Below are 19,533 nucleotides of genomic sequence, written 5' to 3'. Positions count from 1 at the left end.
CCCGGCCCGGACGAGGGCTGAGGTGCCCGACGCCACTTTCGCGCCGCTCCACACACAGGGGCGCGCGGGGGCGCTGACCCTCCGCGCCCTGCGCGCGGAGGATGCGGCCCAGCTGCACCGGCTGGTGAATGACTGGGAGGTCGCGCGCATGCTGGCGCGCGTCCCCTTCCCCTATCCGCACGAGCTGGCCAGCGAGTGGATCGCCTCCACCCGCGCCCAGATCGAGGCGGGTACGGCCTGGCATCTTGCCATCACCCGGGACGAGGCCCTGGTCGGCTGCGTCGGCCTCACCACCGCGCGCGACGCGCCGCGCCATGCCGAGCTCGGCTACTGGGTCGGCCGGCGGCACTGGGGCCAGGGGGTCGGGCCCGAGGCGGCGGGGCGGCTGGCGCGCTGGGCGCTCGCCAATCTCGACATCGACGTAATCCATGCCTCGGTACTGCCGGAGAACAAGCGCTCCGCCGCCGTGCTCACGCGGATCGGCTTCATCGAGGACGGGATGGCGGAGCAGGACTTCACCGCCCGCAACGCCCGCCTGCCCGTGCGCCGGTACCGCATCGGGCGCGCCGATCTCTCCACCCCGGCCGAGACCCCGATGCCTGCCGCGGACGGCACCCCTGCCCCGGCCGATGCGCCGGCGGCGGCGCCTGGGGCGAATATACTGCTCGTCGCAGCCTGCGCGCTGATCGATCCGGACGGCCGTGTGCTTCTCGCCCGTCGCCCGGAAGGCAAGCCGATGGCGGGGCTGTGGGAGTTCCCGGGCGGCAAGCTTGCCGCCGGCGAGACGCCGGAGGAGGCGCTGATCCGCGAGTTGCGGGAGGAGCTGGGGATCGATGTCTCGGCCGCCTGCCTCGCGCCCTTCGCCTTCGCCTCCCATCCGCTGGAGGGGCGGCATCTGCTGATGCCGCTTTATCTCTGCCGCCGCTGGACCGGGACGGTCGAGGGGCGCGAGGGGCAGGCGCTGGCCTGGGTGCGGCCGATGAAGCTGGGCGACTACGCGATGCCGCCGGCGGACAAGCCGCTGGTGGCACTGCTGCGGGACTTTCTCTGATCGGGAGCAAAGACCGGGGGAGGTGAACTCCCCCGGACCCCCTCCTTTTTCTGAGGGGTTTGCCCGCGCGTTGGCGGGGCTGGCTTGACGTCCTCCGCGAAGACGCGACCTTTCCCGCGACGCCCGAGAGAGAACGCCCATGACGAATCCCACTGCCGCCCTGCTCATCATCGGGAACGAGGTGCTTTCGGGGCGCACCCAGGATGCGAACCTCAAGTTCATCGCCACGCGGCTGGGCGAGCTGGGGATTCCGCTGCGCGAGGTGCGCGTCATCCCCGACGTGCCGGAGACAATCATCGGCACCGTCAACGAGATCCGCGTGAAGTTCACCTATGTGTTCACGACCGGCGGCATCGGGCCGACGCATGACGACATCACAAGCGAGTGCATCGCCGGGGCTTTCGGCGTGCCCTGGGAGGTGCATGAGGAGTCGCGCGCGATCATGGAGGCCGACTACGCCCGCCGCACGCCGCCCGTCTCGATGAACCCGGCGCGGCTGCGCATGGCCACCCTGCCCCGCGGCGCCACGCCGATCCTGTGCTCGGAGACCTCGGCGCCGGGCTTCGTCATGGGCAATGTCCATGTCATGGCCGGTGTGCCGCGCATCATGCGCAGCATGTTCGAGGTGGTGGCGCCGACTCTGCAGGGCGGCACGCCCGTGAAGTCTCGCGCGCTGCACGCGCACGGGCTGCTGGAAGGGCAGATCGCCGAGGCGCTGACGGCCATCCAGGCACATTTCCCGATGCTCGATATTGGATCCTACCCGTATTACCGCGCGGGCGGGAACGGGGTGGCACTGGTGGCCAAGGGCACGGACGAGGCGGCGCTGGAAGCCGCCGCGGCCGAGATCGCGGCCCTCATCCGCGCCGACGGGAAGGAGCCGGTGGAGGGCGAGCCCGCGCCGGCCTGAGCCTTCAGGGACCGCCGCCGGTCCAGCAGGGCGCGGAGACGCTCACGCGCTCCTCCGGGCGCGGCGGCGGCTCGCGCAGCCAGCCGGACAGGGTTGGCTCCGGCCAGGGCGCGAGGTAGTGCGCCCATTCCGTCGTGTGCGCGAAGACAGATTGCCGCGCGGCCTCGAGGAAGGAGCAGGTCGCGCTGGCGCGCCAAGCGGGCTTGGTCAGCAGGCTGGCCTCCATGCCGGCGCCCATCATGGCGAGCACGGCGCAGGCCATCAGCACCCGCCGGGCGATGCGCTGGCCGCGCGACACCGCCGGTGCCAGCAGCGCGGCGGCCGTCATCACCGCCAGCACGGCCAGCGGCGCCATGCCGCCGCGCGCCGTCATCTCGTTACCCGGGCCGAAGACGTAGCCGGGGATTTCGCAGAGAATGGCGACCGCCACCCAGGCGATGCGGCCGCGCACCAGCATGCCCGCCGGGATCGCCCAGCACAGGATCTCCAGCAGCAGGAACAGGGCCCAGACCAGGAGGGCCTTCACCGGCGGGTTCAGGACGAAGACGAAGCCGTGCGGGACGGCCGCGGAACCGGCGACGAGGTAGACGCAGATCGGCAGCGCGAAGACGACGGCGAGCAGGTTGCCCGGCGTCACCGCCCGCCAGACAGCGCCGATCCCGCGGCTCAGCAGCGCCGCGCCGGCCAGAACGGCGGCGCCGGCGCTGGCCAGCGGGCTCCAGAAGGCACCCGCGGCGAAGGGCAGCGCGATGCCGCGCGCGAAATACGGGTTGCGCCCGTGCCGCAGCACCACCAGCGCCAGCAGCCAAGCCGGCATGGCGTGGTTGGGCGCCCAGAGGATGGCGGTGACATGGCCGGAGTACTGAAACAGGCGCGGCCACCACTCCCCGCCCCTCTCCCAGCTGGCGAAAGGACCGGTGCCGAAATTCCAGTCGAGCCAGATGTTGGGCAGGATATCCAGCCCGTGGAACAGGATGAACACGCCTGCCATCACGGCAAAGCCCCGCCCGGGCCGCGTGGGCGCGACCGCGCGCGCCAGCAGGGCAAGCAGCATCAGCACCAGCGCGAAGCCCAGCCCCGTCCAGGCCCAGAGAGCGACCTGGGAGGCCGCGAAGCCCGCAACGCGCCCGACCAGCCCGGCCGGGATGTAGAAGCCGAGCGGCGCGCGCAGCAGCCACTCCACCCCGCGATCAGCGTCGAAATAGGCCACCGGCCAGGCTTCCGTGCCGAGGTCGTGCAGCACAGCGTCCCGGATCTGCCAGTCGGCCGAACTGTAGACGAGGTGGTGCGAGCCCGTGGCGCCCGCCCAGAGCAGGCCGAGGGCAAGGCAGAGCAGGGTCATGCGCGCCGAGAGCGGCCATGCGCCTCGCCAGCCCGGCGCAAGCGCGAGGGAAGCAAGGCCCGCCAGGCAGGCCAGCCCGCCCGCCCAGGGCACCGCCCAGGCACCGAGGAACAGCAGGCCGGGCAGGGTGAGATAGGCGAGCAGCAGCGCCGTCAGCCGGTCCGGCCCGGCCTCGCCGAAGACCCGGTCGAGGTCGAGCCGTGTCGGCCGGGGGCCGTCCGATGGAGGAATCATTCCAGGACCGCCTGCCCCGCCAGCCATGCCGTAATTCGCCCCCGTATCACGCGGAAATCACGCTGGACAGGGCGGCCCGGCACCGCTCAACCCCGGCGTGCAAGGCGCACCGCCACATGCCCGCGCATCACCCGAGGGCTGGGCATCACCAGCATGCAGTCGTCATGCGGCGTGCGGATCTCGGCCTGCCCGTCGCGGGCGATGAGGGTGCCCGCCCGGGGGATCACCGCGCCGCCGCGCACTGGCCCGGTGAAGGCAAAATGGCGGGATGCGGCGGTGACGCAGTGCGAGACCGTCCAGACCGCGGGAGCGGCCGCCGGCTCTGGCAAGGGCAGCATCGGCGCAGGCCGGGCCATCCCCAGCGCATGCAGCAGGCCGGCGGCGCAGGCTTCCGCCATCGCCTCGGTCTCCGGTTCCCAATGCGGGCCAGCCTCGGCCAGCAGGGCGACGCGATGCGTGCCGGGTTCGGTGAAGGGCGGATGGTCGATGAGCCGGGGCCCCTCGGGCCGTTCCGTGTCGGCCACGATAACAGGCGGCGAGCCGATCGCGCGGGCGAGGGACAGTGCCGCCAGGGACCGGCCGGCCAGCATCACCGGGTCCGAGGGCCAGAGCATGGAGTGCAGGTCCAGCAGCACATCGGCTGCCTCCACCACCGGGCGCAGCGCCCGGGCGCGGCGGAGCTCCGCGCTGTCCCTGGAGCCTTCGAGAATGGAGGGGTGCCAGAGGCGGTTCAGGTCCTCGTCAACGTAGCGGGAGAGTGTGGGGTCGGCGGGATCGAAGCGGGCGAAGGCGTCTAAATTGGCGAAGACAAGGCTCAGCACCCCGCGCGCCGGCCGAAGCCCCGCGCGCAGCCAGCGCGCCAGCACCGTGGCCCCCGCGAACTCATTGCCATGAACGAGGCAGGTGATGACGGCATGAGGGCCCGCCTGGCCGGAATCCAGGCGCCAGACCCCGGGAATGCCGGTATTGCCGCACGCCGCCTCCCAGAGGTCGGGCACCGGCACGCGGACGGCGAAGGCTTCATCCATGCGGGGTCATCGCCCGTCCGGCATGGGCCGGGACGGGGCGGTGCGCGTCGCTCGGCAGCGCCATCGCCTGGCGGCCTCTCGCCATTCCCGCTCTCCTTCCCCCACTCTATAGGCCGGCCCCGCGGCGACAATGCGGCGCCCCACCGGAGCCCCCTGTGCTGGACCTGCGCGCCCATTTCTCCCGCTTCCTCCTGGCCGAGCCCGGGCGGCTGCATTTCGCCGCCCACAGCCACCACCCCTGGCCCGACGTGACGCGGGAGGCCCAGCTGCGTGCCTGGGACGATGCGGCGCGGCTGCAGGACGGGAAGTGGGACGAGGTGCTGGGGCCCGTGGCGGAGGCCTGCCGCGCGCATGTGGCGCGGCACCTGAACCTGCCCGATCCGGCCAGCCTCGCCTTTGCGCCCAACACGCATGACTTCGTGCGCCGCATCCTGAGCAGCCTGCCCACCGGCCGGCCGCCGCGCGTGCTGACCACGGATGGCGAGTTCCACTCCTTCGCCCGCCAGGCGGCGCGGCTGGAGGAGGAGGGGCTGATCGCGGTGACGCGCATTCCGTCCGAGCCCGGTGGCGACTGCGTCGCCCGGCTGGTGGAGGCGGCGCGGGGCGGGTTCGACCTGATCTGGGTGAGTGAGGTGTTCTTCCATTCCGGCTTCGCGCTGGACGGGCTGGAGGCGCTGGCCGAGGTGGCGGGCAAGGCCGTGCTGGTGATCGACGGCTACCACGCCTTCATGGCGCGGCCGGTCGATCTCTCGCGGGTGGCGGGGCGGGCCTTCTACACGGCGGGCGGGTATAAGTACGCGATGGCGGGGGAAGGGTGCTGCTTCCTGCACTGCCCGCCGGGCTGGCTGCCGCGGCCGCGCGACACGGGCTGGTTTGCGGCCTTCGGGGCGCTGGCCGCCAGCGACGGCAAGGTGGGCTACGCGCCCGACGGCAACCGGTTCCTCGGCGCCACCTTCGATCCCTCGGGCCTGTACCGGCTGGATGCCGCGATGCGATGGCTGGATGGGCTGGGCGTGACGGTGGAGGCCATCCACGCCCATGCCCATGCGCTGCAGGAGAGGTTCTGCGCGGGGCTGGCGGGCACGGGGCTGGACCCGGCACGGCTGGCGGTGCCGCTCGGCGAGGCGAGGCGGGGCAACTTCCTGGCCTTCGATCTGGACGACGCGGAGGAATGGCAGGCGCGGCTGGCGGAGGCGCGCATTGTCACCGACCGGCGCGGGCGGCGGTTGCGCTTCGGCTTTGGCCTGTACCAGACGGGCGAAGAGGTGGACGAGGCGTTGCGGCGGATCCGCGGGCTCTGACGGCGATGATGCAGCTTTTCACGATCGCCATTCTCTATACGCAGCTTCTCGTCGGGCAGCCGGGCAGCGCCGGGATCGGCCTGCTTTGGAGCGATGCGGAGGTGGCGCAGGGCTTCGCCTGGGACCCGGAGCTCGTCGGCTTCGGCGTGCCGGACCATGACGGGGATTGCCTTGTTGCCGTGGAGACGGAGCGCGCTGGGCCCTTCGTGCCGGAGGAGGACGCGCTCTGGGCCGTCTCGGTGCCCTTCGTGGCGCGGGGAGCGGTGGTGGAGGTCGGGACGGTGCTGCAGGATGCGCGACGCTTCCCGATCCGGCCTGGCTCGTACCAGCTGGTGTTCCAGGCGCGGCCGGGCGGGGCGGGGCACGCCTACCGGCTGGAGGTGATCTTCATCCGCGACGGGGCGCCGGGCTTTTCCGTGCTGAAGCAGGGGGAGCTGGAGAGCGGCGCGGTGCTCAGCAGGCGGGCTCGGCGGGCCTGAACCGTCAGGCCGCGAAGCCGTCCATTGGAATCGGGGGCGCTCGCCCCGCCAGCAGGTCCGCCACCACCCGGGCCGAGCCCATGGCCAGGGTAAAGCCCAGCGCGCCGTGGCCGATGTTCATGTGCAGGCCGCCCAGCCCGGGCACGGGGCCGAGGATGGGCAGGGCCGTGGGGGTGGCGGGGCGCAGGCCGGCCCAGGGGTTCAGGGTTTTCCAGTCGGCGGCGCCAGGGAAGGCCTCGCGCGCCTGGCGGACCAGCAGGTCGAGGCGGGAGAGGTCGAAGCCGGTGTCGTAGCCGACCAGGTCCGCCATGCCCGCCACGCGGAGCGTGTTGCCGAGGCGGGCATAGACGACCTTCTTCGCGAAATCCGTCACGCTGATCTTCGGCGCCACGCTGTCGGCGGCGATGGGCAGGGTGAGGCTGTAGCCCTTCAGCGGATAGACGGGCGGCCGAAGGCCGAGCGGCGCGAGGAGCCGCGTGCTGCCGGCGCCCATGGCCATGACGGTGGCGTCGGCCTCCTCCACGCCCGATGAGGTCTGCACGCCGATGACGCGGCCGCCGACCGCGAGGATCTGCCGGACATCCGTGCCGAAGCGGAAGGTGACGCCGAGATTGCCGGATCGCATCGCGGCTTCCAGCCCGGCGCAGAACAGGCGGCATTCCGCCGCATCCTCGCCGCGCGTGAGGATGCCGCCGGCGAGGCGATGCGCGATGCCGGCGAGCGAGGGTTCGGCCGCGAGGCATTCCTCGCGCGAGAGGGCCTCCTGCTCGCTGCCCAGGCTGCGCTGGAGGTCGAGCAGGCGGCGTGCGGCGTCGAAGCCGGCGGGGTCGGAATGCACGACCAGCTTGCCGGCGTGGCGGAAGGCGCAGTCGATCGCCTCCTCCGCGATCGTGGTGCGGGTGAGGTCGCGGGAGAGGTAGGAGAGGAGGAGAAGGCGGCGCGTGGTGCGGTCCGCCGTGGCGGCGTTGCAGGCGGCGAGGAACTTCGCGCCCCAGACCCATTGCGCGGGATCGAGACGTGGGGTGAAGCGGATGGGGCTGTCGCGGTCGAGCAGCCAGCCCGGCAGCTTGCCGATCACGCCCGGCCCCGCGAGCGGCGCGACATAGGAATAGGAGAGTTGCCCGCCATTGGCGTGGCTGCTTTCCAGCGCGACGCCGCTGCGGCGTTCCAGCACCGTCACCGCATGGCCGTCGCGCGCGAGGAGATAGGCGGCGGCCAGACCCGTGACGCCGGCGCCGAGGACGAGAACCTTCATGCCGGCATCATCGCTTGCGCCACGCCGCGCGGCTACAGCCGGCCGCGCACCGTCCACAGCTCCGGGAAGAAGCGGCGTTCCAGCGCGCGGCGCAGATAGGCCACGCCGGCGGAACCGCCCGTGCCGGTGCGCATGCCGATGATGCGCTCCACCGTGGTGACGTGGCGGAAGCGCCATTGCTGGAAGGCGTCTTCCAGATCCACCAGCTCCTCGGCCAGCTCGTAGAGATCGAAATACTTGACGCTGTTGCGATAGACCGTCGCCCAGGCCTCGATCACGCCCTCATCCTCGGCGTGTGGCGTGGTGGGGTCGCGGTTCAGCACGGCCTCCGGCACGGGGATGCCGCGCTTGGCGACCAGCCGGAGGGCTTCCTGGTACAGCGAGGGGGAATCGAAGGCGGCGCGCAGCCGGGCCGTCAGCGCCTCGTCATGCGCGTGAGGCTTCAGCATGAACTCGTCCCGCGCGCCGAGCAGGATCTCCATCAGCCGATACTGCCAGGACTGGAAGCCGGAGGAATGGCCGAGCACGTCGCGGAAGGCCAGGTAGTCGGCCGGGGTCATGGTGGAGAGCACGTCCCAGGCCTCCACCAGCTGGCGCTGGATGCGCGAAACGCGGGCCAGGCCCTTGAAGGCCGGGCGCAGGTCGTCCACGCGCACGCAGGCGGTCGCCACCTCCAGCTCGCGGATGATCAGCTTCATCCACAGTTCCTGGACATGGTGGATGACGATGAAGAGCAGCTCGTCATGCTTCTCCGAGATGGGATTCTGCGCGGAGAGCAGCGTGTCGAGGTTCAGGTATCCGCCATAGGACATGGTCCGGGAGAAGTCGGTGGCGAGGCCCCTCCCCTCCTCCTTTGCATGGGCCGGCGCCTCGCCGGCGGGCGCATGCTCCGGCGCGTCAGCCACGGCGGCGGGCTTCCGCCACGAGCCGCTCCAGCTCGGGCAGTTCCACCGCGCCGGGCACCAGCGCGTCGCCGATCACCAGGGCGGGGGTTCCCTCCAGCTGCAGCGTCTGGGCGAGGGCGATGTTGGCCTGCAGGCGGGCCTGGATGGCCGGGTCGTCCATGTCGCGACGCAGGCGGGGCCAGTCGATGCCGGCGCGCTGCGCCTCGGCCTGGATCACCTGCTCCGTCGGCTCCACGCGGAGGCGCAACAGCGCGTCGTAGAGCGGCTCGTACTTGCCCTGCTTCTGAGCGGCCAGCAGGGCGCGGCTGGCCAGCACGCTGTTGGGGCCGAGAATGGGCAGGTCCTTCATCACCACGCGGATGTTGCGGTCCCGCTGCAGGAGCTGCTGCATGTTGGGGTGCAGCGCCTTGCAGTAGGTGCAACGCGCATCGAAGAACTCGACGATCGTCACGTCGCCGCGCGGGTTGCCCTTCATCGGGTCCCGCGCGTCGTTGAACAGCGCGTCGCGGCTGGCGGCCAGCGCGTTGCGGCGGGCGTTCTCCTGCTCCGTCCGCTGGGCCTCCTGCATCGCGGTGATGGCCTCGCGCAGGATGGTGGGGTCGGTCCGCAGCGCCTCGCGCAGGATGGAGACGATCTCCCCCCGCTGCTCGGGCGAGAAGCCTGCCGGCGCCGGGGCACCCGTCGGGCCTCCGGTCTGGGCCAGCGCCGTGCCGAGGCCCAGCGCCAGCGCCGCGCCCGCCATCAAGATCCGCCTCATCGATTTCTGTCCCTTCGCCGGAGGTCGTCCTCCGCCTGTCGCTCGTCGCGGTTGAGGTTATCACGGCGCACGGCGTTCCGCAGGTCGGTCGCGCGCAGGCGTGCGGGGCCGGCGGGCAGGCCGCGCTCGGCCCGCGCGGCGCGGAAGCGGGCTTCGGCCGTGTCGCCCTCCGCCATCGCCTTCTCAGCCAGGGCCAGTTCGGCATTGGGGATGTCCTCCAGCCGGGCATAGGCGTTGGCGAGCTGGGCCCAGGTGAAGGCGTTGTCCCGGTCCTGCCGGGCGGCGGCCTGCAACTCCGCCACCGCGCGGCGGAGCGATCCGGGATCCCCGCCGCCCTCCAGCAGGGCGCGGCCGAAGGCGGCGCGGATGAGCGGCTCGTTCGGCTCAAGCCGCACCGCGGCGGCCAGAGGCGCGATTGCCTCCCGCGGGCGCCCGCCCTCGAACAGGACCTGGCCCTTGAACTCCAGCAGATAGGGGTTGGCCGGCTGCTCCCGGATCACCGGCTCCAGGATCTCCAGGGCGGCGTCGGTGCGGCCGGACCGGTACTGGGCGATGGCGCGGGCATAGCGGGATGGGGCCGTGTCGTCGTTCAGGTAGCGGCGCCAGCTCGAGGCGGGAGCATCCACGAAGCCGTTCAGCTTGGCACGCACCATGGCGAATCGGGTTTCCAGTGCCGCCGGTATCCCGCTGCCCGCCGAGCGGCCGCGAGCCATCTCCTCGCGCACGAAATCCAGCCGGTCGCGCGAGAGGGGGTGGGTGCGGAAATACGGGTCCTGCCGACCGACGGCCAGCAGCTCCTGGTCCAGCAACCGGCGTAGCAGACGTTCCAGCCCCGCGCCGGACCAGCCCAGCCGGGCCATCAGGGCCAGCCCGGCCTGATCCGCCGCCTGCTCCTGGGTGCGGGTGAAGGCGAGGAACTGGCCCATGGCGCTGCTCTGCCCGCCCATCATCAGCCCCATCGCGGCATCCGAGGAGCGCGCGGCCAGCCCGGCACCGGCGCCGAGCAGCATGGCCGCGACCGAGCGCAGCATGGCCAGGCGCATTTCCTCCGGCAGTCGGGCGAGGTGGCCGCCGGCGATATGCCCGACCTCATGCGCGATCACCCCTGCGAGTTCGCCGGCCGAATCCGCCTGCTGGATCAGCCCGGTATGAATGAACAGCCGGTTGCCCTGGGCAACGAAGGCGTTGATCGCCCGGTTCTGGATCAGGGTCAGCTCGACAAGACGCCGGTCCACCCCGGCCGCGGCCAGGAGCGGGTCCAGGAAGGCGCGGATGAGGGTTTCCGTCTCGGCATCGCGGATGGTGGAGATGGGGGAACGCTCCCCGGCTCCGCCCCGTGGCGGCGCCCCCCCTTGCGCCTGGGCGGCCCAGGGTGCCAGGAACGCGGCCATGACGAAGATGGCAGGGATGGCCCAGGGAATGGCCCAGCGAATGGTCCCGAACGGGATGGCGAGCGCGAGCGGCTTCCGCATGGGCAGCACCCTATTCCGGGCGGGCCGCCCGCGGCCAGCCGGGCGCCCGGCCATGGCGGCTGTCGCGCTGTCACTGGCGGCGCTGACGGGATGCTCCACCATCGACCGCGTCGGCACTGCGCTGACCGGCGGGCCCTCCGTCCAGCCGGGACAGCAGGGTTATGTCCGTGGCTTCCTGGGAAATGTCGCAGCCGAGGAGCCCCGTGCGGCGCTGGTCGCGCGCGACATTCTCTCGGCCGGCGGCTCGGCGGCGGATGCGGCTGTCGCGGCGGGCTTTGCCCTGGCCGTCACGCTGCCCTCCCGCGCCGGGCTCGGCGGCGGCGGTGCCTGCCTGGGCTATGACCCGCGCCGGAACGAAGTGGAGGCTTTCCTGTTCCAGCCCGGCGCTCGCGCCGGCGTGCCGCGCGGCGCCGACCGGCCGGCCGCAATCCCGATGATGGCGCGCGGGCTGTTCGCGCTCCACGCCCGCCAGGGCCGCCTGCCCTTCGAGCGCGCCATCTCGCCCGCCGAGGGGCTGGCCCGCTTTGGCGCGCCGGTTTCGCGGGCGCTTGCGAGCGATCTCGCGGCCGTCTCCGGCCCGCTGCTCGCAGATCCCGTTACCCGCGCGGTGTTCGCGCCGGGCGGGGTGCCGGCGGGCGAAGGCGTTACCGTGACGCAGCAGGACTTGGCCAGCACCCTCGGCAGCCTTCGCACGGCGGGGGTCGGCGATTTCCACCAGGGTGGACTGGCCCGCCGGGTCGAGGAGGGCAGCGCGGCTGCGGGCGGCGGGCTTACCGTCGCCGAGATGCGCAATGCCGTGCCCCAGGCCGTACCGCCCGCGCAGGAGCGGCTGGGCTCCGACATTCTCGCCACCCTCCCCGCGCAGGTGGATGGCGGCGCGACCATGGCGGCCTTCCGGGCGGCAGGCGCCGGCCAGTCGCCCGCGCCGATGGGCGGCAGCTTCGGTGCCAGCACCGCGCTGGTGGTGCAGGACCGCGATGGCGGGGCAGTGGCCTGCGCCTTCACCATGAACAACCTGTTCGGCACCGGGCGCACCATGCCGGGCATGGGCTTCCTGCTCGCGGCCGCGCCGGGGATGGGCGGGGTCCAGCCGCCGCCGCTGGGCGCGATCCTGCTCGCCAACCTCAACGTGAAGGCGATGCGCTATGCGGGCGCCGGCTCGGGCCAGGGCGCGGCTCCGGCCGCGGCGGGCGGCCCGGCCGGGCTGCATCTGCTGCGCCGCGCGGCGCTGGGCCAGGCGGTGACATCCGGCGCGCCGGAGCCGGGGCGTGCGGTGGCCATCACCTGCCAGGGCAGCGTGTCGGCCTCGAACTGCTCCGCCGTCGCCGATCCGCGCGGCTCCGGGCTGGCGACCGGGAACAACTGATGTGCCTGGGTTGCCGTCCGGGCTGCCATCCGGGTTGAAGGTGGGCAGGGGCGCCCACGCCCCCGCCTTCCTGGTGATGGACGTGATCGCGGCGGCCAATGCGCGCGCCGCCGCCATCCCACCGGGGCAACCGGGCATTCTGCGCATGGAGGTGGGGCAGCCCGGAACCGGGGCGCCACGCGGTGCCGCCGAGGCGGCGATCCGCGCCCTGCAGGACGGCCATCCGATGGGCTACACCGAGGCCTTCGGGCTGCGCTCGCTGCGCGAGCGGATCGCGGCGCGCTATGCCGGGCATTACGGCGCCGCCGTGCCGGCCGAGCGGATCGCGGTGACGGTGGGTGCCTCGGGCGCCTTTCCCCTCGCCTTCCTCGCGGCATTCGACACGGGTGACCGCGTGGCGATGGCAGCGCCCTACTACCCGCCCTATGCCAACATCCTGACGGCGCTGGGCATGGTGCCGCAGCTGCTGGCCTGCGACGCCTCCACTCGCTACCAGCCGACGGTCGCCATGCTGGAGGCGCTGGACCCGCGCCCGGCGGGGCTGATTGTCGCCAGCCCCTGCAATCCCGCGGGCACGATGCTGGCGCCCGAGGAGCTGGCGGCGATCGCGCGCTGGTGTGACGCGAACGGCGTGCGGCTGATCTCGGACGAGATCTATCACGGGCTGTCCTATGCCATGCCCGAGGCGACGGCGGCGGCGCACTCGCCCAGCGCCATCGTGGTGAACAGCTTCTCCAAGTATTTCAGCATGACGGGCTGGCGCATCGGCTGGCTGGTGTTGCCGGAGGAGCTGGTGCGCCCGGTGGAGCGGCTGGCGCAGAACATGTTCATCTCCGCGCCCCATGTCGCCCAGGTGGCGGCCGAGGCGGCCTTCGACTGCATCCCGGAGCTGGAGGCGAACCGCGCCGCCTATCGCCGCTCCCGCGACCTGCTGCTGGCGGGGCTGCCGGGGGCCGGGTTCGACCGGATCGCTCAGGCGGATGGCGCCTTCTACATCTGGGCGGATGTCGGCCATCTGACGAATGACAGCCCGGAATTCTGCGCGCGCATGCTGGCCGAGGCCGGGATCGCCGCGACCCCCGGCGTCGATTTCGACCGGGATCGCGGCGCGCGCTATGTGCGCTTCAGCTATTGCGGGCCCGAAGCGGACATGGCCGAGGCACCGGACCGCCTGAGGCGCTGGCTGGCGGGCTGACCCGCCAGGGGTGAGGTCACCACGCCTTGCCGGGCATCAGCCCGGGCGTCCGGGACCGCCGGCGAGGGACTCCACCCGCCGCGCCACGGCGGCCAGACGCGGGCCGATCTCCCGGATCAAACGATCGCGGTCGAGCATGAAGGCCGGGGCGCCGCAGTTCAGCGCCATCACCTCCCCGCCCGGCAGGACAACCGCGGCGCCGGCGGCGTGGACGGTGGGGTTCCAGTCGCCAGGCGAGATGGTGAAGCCGTGGGCCGCGTGCATCGCCAAGGCTTCCTCCAGTCCGTCGTGGATGCGCGGCCAGTCTGCGGGGTCGCGCGCCTCCAGCTCAGCCTCGATGGCGGCGCGCTCGGCCTCGGAGATGGCGGCGTGGTGGGCGCGGCCCATGGCGGTGACGCCGATCGGCACGCGCGAGCCGATCTCGAGTTGCAGCGCGACTGCCGTGCGCGGCGAGACGTGCTCGACATACAGCATGAACAGCCCGTCCCGCCGGCCGAGGGAGACGGAGGCGTTCGTCTCCTCCGCGAGTTGGCGCATCAGGGGCGATGCCAGACGACGGATGCCCATATTGGCCAGGGCGAGCTGGCCGAGAGGCACCGCGCCCAGGCCAAGCTGGTATTTCCCGTAGCGCGGCAAGTAGGCGAGGTAGCCCAGCCGAGTGAGCGTGTGGGTGAGGCGGGAGACGGTGGCGCGCGGCAGGCCGGTACGCTCGGCGAGTTCCTGATTGCCGAGGATCGGGTCCTCCGCCCGGAAGGCGTGCAGGATGTCGAAGCCGCGGGCGATGGCGGCGACGAACTGCCGGTCGTCTTCCGGCGCCGTGGCAGGTGCCGTCGCGCGCTTTCGCATCCCGTCCCTCTCGCGCTTGACCGGTGGCAGCCCCTGTCCGATATCTGGGGCCAAGACGGCAGAACATATTTCCGCATTGCGGAAATTGAAAGAACGTCCTTCTGCCTTTGGGAGAGGCGCCATGGTGTCCGCGCTGGCGGCATCCACGACAGGCAAGACGGATCGCCCCTGGCTGGCCTCCTATCCGGAGGGCTGCCGCTGGGACGCGCCGCTCGAGGCCGGCACGCTGGGCGGGCTGCTGGACCGCGCCGTGGTCCGCTGGTCCGGCCGGCCGGCGCTGGAGTATCGCGGGCGCCGCATCACCTATTCCGAACTGGGCGCGATGGTGGACCGGCTCGCGGCCGGGCTGCTGCAGCACGGCGTCTCGCGCGGGCAGGCGGTAGGGCTGCTGCTGCCGAACACGCCCTGGCATCCCGTGTGTTTCCTGGCGCTGGCGCGGATCGGGGCGCGGGTGGTGCATCTCAGCCCGCTCGATGCTAAGCGCGTGCTGCACCACAAGCTGACCGATAGCGGCGCCCGACTGGTGATCGTGACCGATCTCGGCGGCCTGCTGCCGACGGCGCTGGAGCTGATCGAGGCCGGCGTGGTGGACGAGGTGCTGCTGGGCGAGGATGCGGCCTGGGGTGGCGAGGCGGTGGCCGCCCCCGATGCGCGGCTGCGGCCACTCTCGGCCATCTCGGCCGATCCGCCCGCCACCTGGCCTGCCGTGGCGCCGGAAGATGTCGCGCTGCTGCAATACACGGGCGGCACGACGGGCATGCCCAAGGGCGCGATGCTGACCCATGCCAACCTGACCGCGGTCGTCAGCATTTATCAGAGCTGGCAGGATGGCGGGGTGTTGGTGCCCGGCGAGCAGCGCGTACTCGGCGTGCTGCCGCTGTTCCATATCTACGCGCTCTCCTCCGTGCTGCTGCGCCACCTGGCGGACGGTAACGAGATCCTGCTGCGCCCGCGCTTCGACGCGGAGGCGGTGCTGCGGGACATCGAGACGCTGCGCGTGACCGTGCTCTCCGGCGTGCCGACGATCTGGATCGCGCTGCTGAACCATCCCGGTGCGTCCTCGCACGACCTCTCCTCGCTGCGCGCCTGCATCTCCGGCGGCGCGCCATTGCCCTTCGAGGTGGCGGCGCGGGTGGAAGCGCTGCTCGGGCAGCGGCTGCGGATCGGCTGGGGGATGACGGAAACGGGCCCTGCAGGCACGCGCGTGCCGGTGGCCGCCAACCCGCGCCCCGGAATCATCGGCCTGCCACTGCCGAGGCTGGACCTGCGGATCGTCTCGCTGGATGACCCCACCCGCGCGCTGTCGCCGGGCGAAGTGGGCGAGATGGCGATCCGCGGGCCGACGGTCTTCGCCGGCTACTGGAACCAGCCCGAGGAAACGGCGAAGGCCTTCCGCGACGGCTGGTTCCTCACCGGCGATGTCGGGCGGATGGAGGCGGACGGGATGTTCTTCCTCATGGACCGGCGGAAGAACATGATCATTTCAGGCGGGTTCAACGTGTATCCGGCGGCGATCGAGGGCGCGATCCACGAGCATCCGGACGTGGCCGAGGTGATCGTGATCGGCATCCCCGACCCCTATCGCGGGCAGTCCGCCAAGGCCTTCGTCACGCTGCGATCCGGCGCGCCGGAGCTGACGCTCGACACGCTCCGCGTCTTCCTGCGCGACCGTCTCGGCCGGCACGAGATGCCGGTGGCGCTGGAACTGCGTGACTCCCTTCCCCGCTCGCCCGCCGGCAAGCTGCTGGCCAGCGCCCTCATTGCCGAGGAGCGCGCGCGCAACCCACAGGAAACCGACGCATCATGACCGACGCCGTCATCGTCTCCACCGCGCGCACGCCGATCGGCCGCGCGCATCGCGGCGCGCTGAACGCGACGCATGGCGCCGACATGGCCGCCCACGCCATCGGCGCCGCCATAGGGCGCATCGGGCTCGAGGGCGAGGCGGTGGAGGAGGTCATCCTCGGCTGCGGCTATCCCGAGGGGGCGACGGGCGGCAACGTGGCGCGCCACGCCGCCATCCGCGCGGGCATCCCCGTCACCTCCTCCGGCCAGACCGTCAGCCGCTTCTGCGCCTCGGGGCTGGAGGCGATCGCGGCGGCCGCCAAGCGCATCATCGTGGACAAGGTGCCGGTCGCCGTAGCGGGCGGGGTGGAATCCATCTCCCTCGTGCAGCCGACGGTGAACCGGAACCAATACCGGAACGCCTGGCTGGAGGCGAACAAACCCAGCATCTACGACACCATGATCGACACGGCCGATCTGGTGGCCGAGCGCTACGGCATCTCGCGCGAGGCGCAGGACACGTTCGCGCTGGAGAGCCAGCGCCGCACCGCCACCGCCCAGCAGGCGCGGCGCTTCGACGACGAGATCGTGCCGATCACCGCCGTGATGAACGTGACGGACAAGGCGACCGGCGAGGTCCGGCGTGAGGAGGTGACGCTCTCCAAGGACGAGGGCAACCGGCCCGACACCTCGCTCGAGGGGCTGCTGAAGCTGAAGCCGGTGAAGGAGGGCAGGTTCGTCACCGCCGGCAATGCCAGCCAGCTCTCGGATGGCGCCAGCGCCTCCGTGCTGATGTCGGCCGAGGAAGCCGCCCGCCGTGGCCTCGCGCCGCTCGGCATCTTCCGCGGCCTGGCCACCGCGGGCTGCGAGCCGGAGGAGATGGGCATCGGCCCGGTCTTCGCCGTGCCCCGCCTCCTCGCGCGCCACGGGCTGACGGTGGACGATATCGACCTGTGGGAGCTGAACGAGGCCTTCGCCTCGCAGTCCATCTACTGCCGGGACAAGCTGGGCATCGACCCGGAGAAGGTGAACGTGAACGGCGGCGCCATTTCCATCGGCCATCCCTTCGGCATGAGCGGCGCGCGGCTGGTCGGCCATGCGCTGCTGGAAGGGCGCCGCCGCAAGGCGCGCTACGCCGTTGTCACCATGTGCGTCGCGGGCGGCCAGGGTGCGGCCGGCCTGATCGAGATCGCGTAAGGAGACCGAGGATGGACCTGCGCTTCACGCCCGAGGAGATCGCCTTCCGCGACGATCTCCGCCGCTTCTTCCGCGAGAAGGTGCCCGCCGAGATCCGCCGCAAGGTGGCCGAGGGGCGGCACTTGGACAAGGAGGACATCGTCACCTCCCAGCGCATCCTGAACGAGGCCGGCCTTGCCACGCCGAACTGGCCGGTGGCCTGGGGCGGCAAGGACTGGACGCCGGTGCAGCGCTACATCTTCACCGAGGAGATGCAGCGCGCCGCCGTGCCGCTGCCGCTGCAGTTCAACGTCTTCATGGTCGGCCCCGTCATTGCCGCCTTCGGGTCGGAGGAGCAGAAGCGCAAGTTCCTGCCTGCCACCGCCAATCTCGACATCTGGTGGTGCCAGGGCTTCTCCGAGCCCGGCGCGGGATCGGACCTCGCCTCGCTCCGCACCACGGCGGAGAAGCGGGACGGGAAGTATGTGGTCTCCGGCCAGAAGGCCTGGACCACGCTCGGCCAGCACGCCGACTGGATCTTCTGCCTCGTCCGCACGGACAAGGAGGCGAAGAAGCAGCGCGGCATCTCCTTCCTGCTGATCGACATGAAGACGCCGGGCATCACCGTGCGCCCCGTCATCACCATCGACGGTGCGCATGAGGTGAACGAGGTGTTCTTCGACGATGTCGAGGTGCCTGCGGAGAACCTGGTGGGCGAGGAGAACAAGGGCTGGGACTACGCCAAGTTCCTCCTCGCCAACGAGCGCACGGGCATCGCGCGCATCGGCCTGTCCAAGCAGCGCCTGGCGCGTGCCAAGCGCCTCGCGCGCGAGACGGATTCCGGCGACGGCACGCTGTGGGACGACAACGACTTCCGCCGCCGCGTGGCGGAGATCGAAGTGGGGCTGAAGGCGCTGGAGATCACGCAGATGCGCGTGGTGGCCAACCAGCGCCACCGCGATGCGGACAAGCCGGACCCGGCCTCATCCATCCTGAAGATCAAGGGATCGGAGCTGCAGCAGGCCACCACCGAGCTGCTGCTGGAAGTGGCCGGTCCCTACGCCCTGCCTGCGCCGGATCACGACCAGCCCGAGGGTTGGAACGAGCCCGCCGTCTCGCCGGCCTGGGCGGATGCCGCGGCCCCGGCCTATTTCAACTACCGCAAGGTCTCGATCTACGGCGGCTCGAACGAGATCCAGCGCAACATCATCGCGAAGGCCTTCCTGGGCCTCTGAGGGGAAGCGGAGCGTGGATTTCGACCTGACTGAGGAACAGCGCCTCCTCAAGGAGAGCGTGGACCGCTTCGCCGCGGACAATGCGCGCGATCCGGGCGCGCACGGCGCGAAGCCGGACGATGCGGCGCTGTGGAGTTCCATCGCGGAACTCGGCCTGCTCGCGGTGCCCTTCTCCGAGGAGGAGGGCGGCATCGGTGGCGGGCCGGTGGAGACGATGATCGTGATGGAAGCGCTCGGCCGCGGCCTGATCACGGCGCCCTACATCCCCACCGTCGTGCTCGGCGGCGGCTTCCTGCGCCTGGGCGGCACGGAGGCGCAGCGGGCAGAGTTCATCCCGCAGGTGGTGGACGGCTCCCTCACGATGGCCTTTGCGCAGCTCGAGCGGCAGTCGCGCTACGACCTGTATGACGTGGCAACCACCGCGAAGCGGGACGGGGACGGCTATGTGCTGGAGGGCCGCAAGGGCGTGGTGCTCGGCGGCGACACGGCGGGGCTTCTCGTCGTCACCGCCCGCACATCCGGCGCGCGCCGTGACCGCGACGGCATCACGCTTTTCCTCGTGGATGCCGATGCGCCCGGCGTCACCCGCCGCGGCATGCTCACCCAGGACGGGCAGCGCGTCGCCGAGATCGCTTTTGATGGCGTGCGCATCCCTGCGGACCGTGTCCTCGGCGAGGTCGATGGCGGGTTTTCGCTCGCCGAGCGCGTGGTGGATGTGGCGCTGGCCGCCATCTGTGCCGACAGCCTCGGCGCGATGGAGGAGCTGCACCGCATGACGGTGGACTACCTCAAGACCCGCCAGCAGTTCGGCGTGGCCATCGCCTCCTTCCAGGCCCTGCAACACCGCGCCGCCGACATGCTGGTGGCAGTGGAGCAGGCGCGGTCGATGGCGATGTACGCCGCGATGATGGCGGAGGAGGTGGACGCAAAGGAGCGTCGGCCGGCCATCGCCGCCGCAAAGGCGCAGGTGAACCGCTCCGGCCGCCTTGTCGGGCAGGAGGCGGTGCAGCTGCATGGCGGCATCGCCATGACCTGGGAATACAAGGCCGGGCACCTCTTCAAGCGGCTGACCGCGAACGACATGCTGTTCGGCGACACCGACCACCATCTGCGCGCCGTGATGGAAGATGGCGGGCTGGTGCACGAGGTCTGACGGTTCCGCACCGATCATCCGGCGCGTTGCGCGCCGGCACATG

17 protein-coding genes are annotated in these 19,533 nt (G+C 71.8%); 10 read left to right on the top strand and 7 right to left on the bottom strand.

The window, feature by feature from the left end:
* Window positions 1-22: 22 nt before the first annotated feature.
* A complete protein-coding gene (locus ACVBD7_RS01370) occupies window positions 23-1,051 on the top strand; it encodes a GNAT family N-acetyltransferase (RefSeq protein WP_458095730.1) in 1,029 nt (342 codons plus the stop codon).
* Window positions 1,052-1,190: 139 nt separating this feature from the next.
* Complete coding sequence (locus ACVBD7_RS01365; RefSeq protein WP_458095729.1) at window positions 1,191-1,961, top strand: competence/damage-inducible protein A; 771 nt, start codon at window positions 1,191-1,193, stop codon at window positions 1,959-1,961.
* A gap of 4 nt (window positions 1,962-1,965) precedes the next feature.
* On the opposite strand, the gene ACVBD7_RS01360 is transcribed toward ACVBD7_RS01365, so the two are convergent.
* A complete protein-coding gene (locus tag ACVBD7_RS01360) occupies window positions 1,966-3,537 on the bottom strand; it encodes a hypothetical protein (protein ID WP_458095728.1) in 1,572 nt (523 codons plus the stop codon).
* Window positions 3,538-3,623: 86 nt separating this feature from the next.
* A complete protein-coding gene (locus ACVBD7_RS01355; protein ID WP_458095727.1) occupies window positions 3,624-4,565 on the bottom strand; it encodes a peptidase M14 in 942 nt (313 codons plus the stop codon).
* A 155-nt stretch (window positions 4,566-4,720) separates the two neighbouring features.
* Between ACVBD7_RS01355 and ACVBD7_RS01350 the strand changes: the two genes are divergently transcribed.
* Together ACVBD7_RS01350 and comJ are read left to right on the top strand one after the other, a co-directional pair.
* Window positions 4,721-5,866, top strand: coding sequence for an aminotransferase class V-fold PLP-dependent enzyme (locus ACVBD7_RS01350; RefSeq protein ID WP_458095726.1), 1,146 nt, complete (start codon window positions 4,721-4,723; stop codon window positions 5,864-5,866).
* Window positions 5,867-5,871: 5 nt separating this feature from the next.
* Window positions 5,872-6,345 (top strand): competence protein ComJ, encoded by a 474-nt coding sequence (gene comJ, locus ACVBD7_RS01345; protein WP_458095725.1) that lies wholly within the window; start codon window positions 5,872-5,874, stop codon window positions 6,343-6,345.
* 4 nt (window positions 6,346-6,349) lie between these two features.
* Here comJ and ACVBD7_RS01340 read toward each other — a convergent pair whose 3' ends face one another.
* The 4 genes from ACVBD7_RS01340 to ACVBD7_RS01325 are packed head-to-tail and all read right to left on the bottom strand — an operon-like array spanning window position 6,350 to window position 10,734.
* On the bottom strand, window positions 6,350-7,600 hold the full coding sequence (locus tag ACVBD7_RS01340) for a D-amino acid dehydrogenase (RefSeq protein WP_458095724.1): 1,251 nt from the start codon (window positions 7,598-7,600) through the stop codon (window positions 6,350-6,352).
* Between the two features lie 32 nt (window positions 7,601-7,632).
* Entirely contained in the window at window positions 7,633-8,505 is an 873-nt protein-coding gene (gene kynA / locus ACVBD7_RS01335; protein ID WP_458095723.1) for a tryptophan 2,3-dioxygenase, read from the bottom strand.
* Window positions 8,498-9,262 carry a DsbA family protein gene (locus ACVBD7_RS01330; protein WP_458095722.1) on the bottom strand — a complete coding sequence of 255 codons (765 nt, stop codon included), beginning with the start codon at window positions 9,260-9,262 and terminating at the stop codon, window positions 8,498-8,500. The genes kynA and ACVBD7_RS01330 overlap by 8 nt, the downstream gene beginning before the upstream one ends.
* Window positions 9,259-10,734 carry a M48 family metalloprotease gene (locus tag ACVBD7_RS01325; protein ID WP_458095721.1) on the bottom strand — a complete coding sequence of 492 codons (1,476 nt, stop codon included), beginning with the start codon at window positions 10,732-10,734 and terminating at the stop codon, window positions 9,259-9,261. The genes ACVBD7_RS01330 and ACVBD7_RS01325 overlap by 4 nt, the downstream gene beginning before the upstream one ends.
* Here ACVBD7_RS01325 and ACVBD7_RS01320 point away from each other — a divergent pair.
* A complete protein-coding gene (locus ACVBD7_RS01320; protein ID WP_458095720.1) occupies window positions 10,682-12,100 on the top strand; it encodes a gamma-glutamyltransferase in 1,419 nt (472 codons plus the stop codon). The two genes, ACVBD7_RS01325 and ACVBD7_RS01320, sit on opposite strands and share 53 nt — an antisense overlap.
* 76 nt (window positions 12,101-12,176) lie before the next feature.
* Entirely contained in the window at window positions 12,177-13,295 is a 1,119-nt protein-coding gene (locus ACVBD7_RS01315) for a pyridoxal phosphate-dependent aminotransferase (protein ID WP_458097614.1), read from the top strand.
* Window positions 13,296-13,331: 36 nt separating this feature from the next.
* Here ACVBD7_RS01315 and ACVBD7_RS01310 read toward each other — a convergent pair whose 3' ends face one another.
* Window positions 13,332-14,141, bottom strand: coding sequence for an IclR family transcriptional regulator (locus ACVBD7_RS01310; RefSeq protein WP_458095719.1), 810 nt, complete (start codon window positions 14,139-14,141; stop codon window positions 13,332-13,334).
* A 121-nt stretch (window positions 14,142-14,262) separates the two neighbouring features.
* On the opposite strand from ACVBD7_RS01310, the gene ACVBD7_RS01305 reads away from it, so the two are divergent.
* From ACVBD7_RS01305 to ACVBD7_RS01290, 4 genes are read left to right on the top strand one after another with little or no spacing between them, the layout of a single operon-like run.
* A complete protein-coding gene (locus ACVBD7_RS01305; RefSeq protein ID WP_458095718.1) occupies window positions 14,263-15,948 on the top strand; it encodes an AMP-binding protein in 1,686 nt (561 codons plus the stop codon).
* The gene (locus tag ACVBD7_RS01300; RefSeq protein WP_458095717.1) at window positions 15,945-17,123 is read left to right on the top strand and encodes an acetyl-CoA C-acyltransferase; all 1,179 of its coding nucleotides are present in this window, start codon (window positions 15,945-15,947) and stop codon (window positions 17,121-17,123) included. Before ACVBD7_RS01305 ends, ACVBD7_RS01300 begins: the two co-directional genes overlap by 4 nt.
* An 11-nt stretch (window positions 17,124-17,134) precedes the next feature.
* Window positions 17,135-18,337: an acyl-CoA dehydrogenase family protein gene (locus ACVBD7_RS01295; RefSeq protein ID WP_458095716.1), complete on the top strand. Its 1,203-nt coding sequence runs from the start codon at window positions 17,135-17,137 to the stop codon at window positions 18,335-18,337.
* Between the two features lie 13 nt (window positions 18,338-18,350).
* Window positions 18,351-19,490 (top strand): acyl-CoA dehydrogenase family protein, encoded by a 1,140-nt coding sequence (locus tag ACVBD7_RS01290; RefSeq protein WP_458095715.1) that lies wholly within the window; start codon window positions 18,351-18,353, stop codon window positions 19,488-19,490.
* The last annotated feature ends 43 nt before the right edge of the window (window positions 19,491-19,533 follow it).

The sequence above is a fragment of the Roseomonas sp. WA12 genome, assembly GCF_054165765.1.
This window is presented reverse-complemented; position numbering and strand designations above follow the sequence as displayed.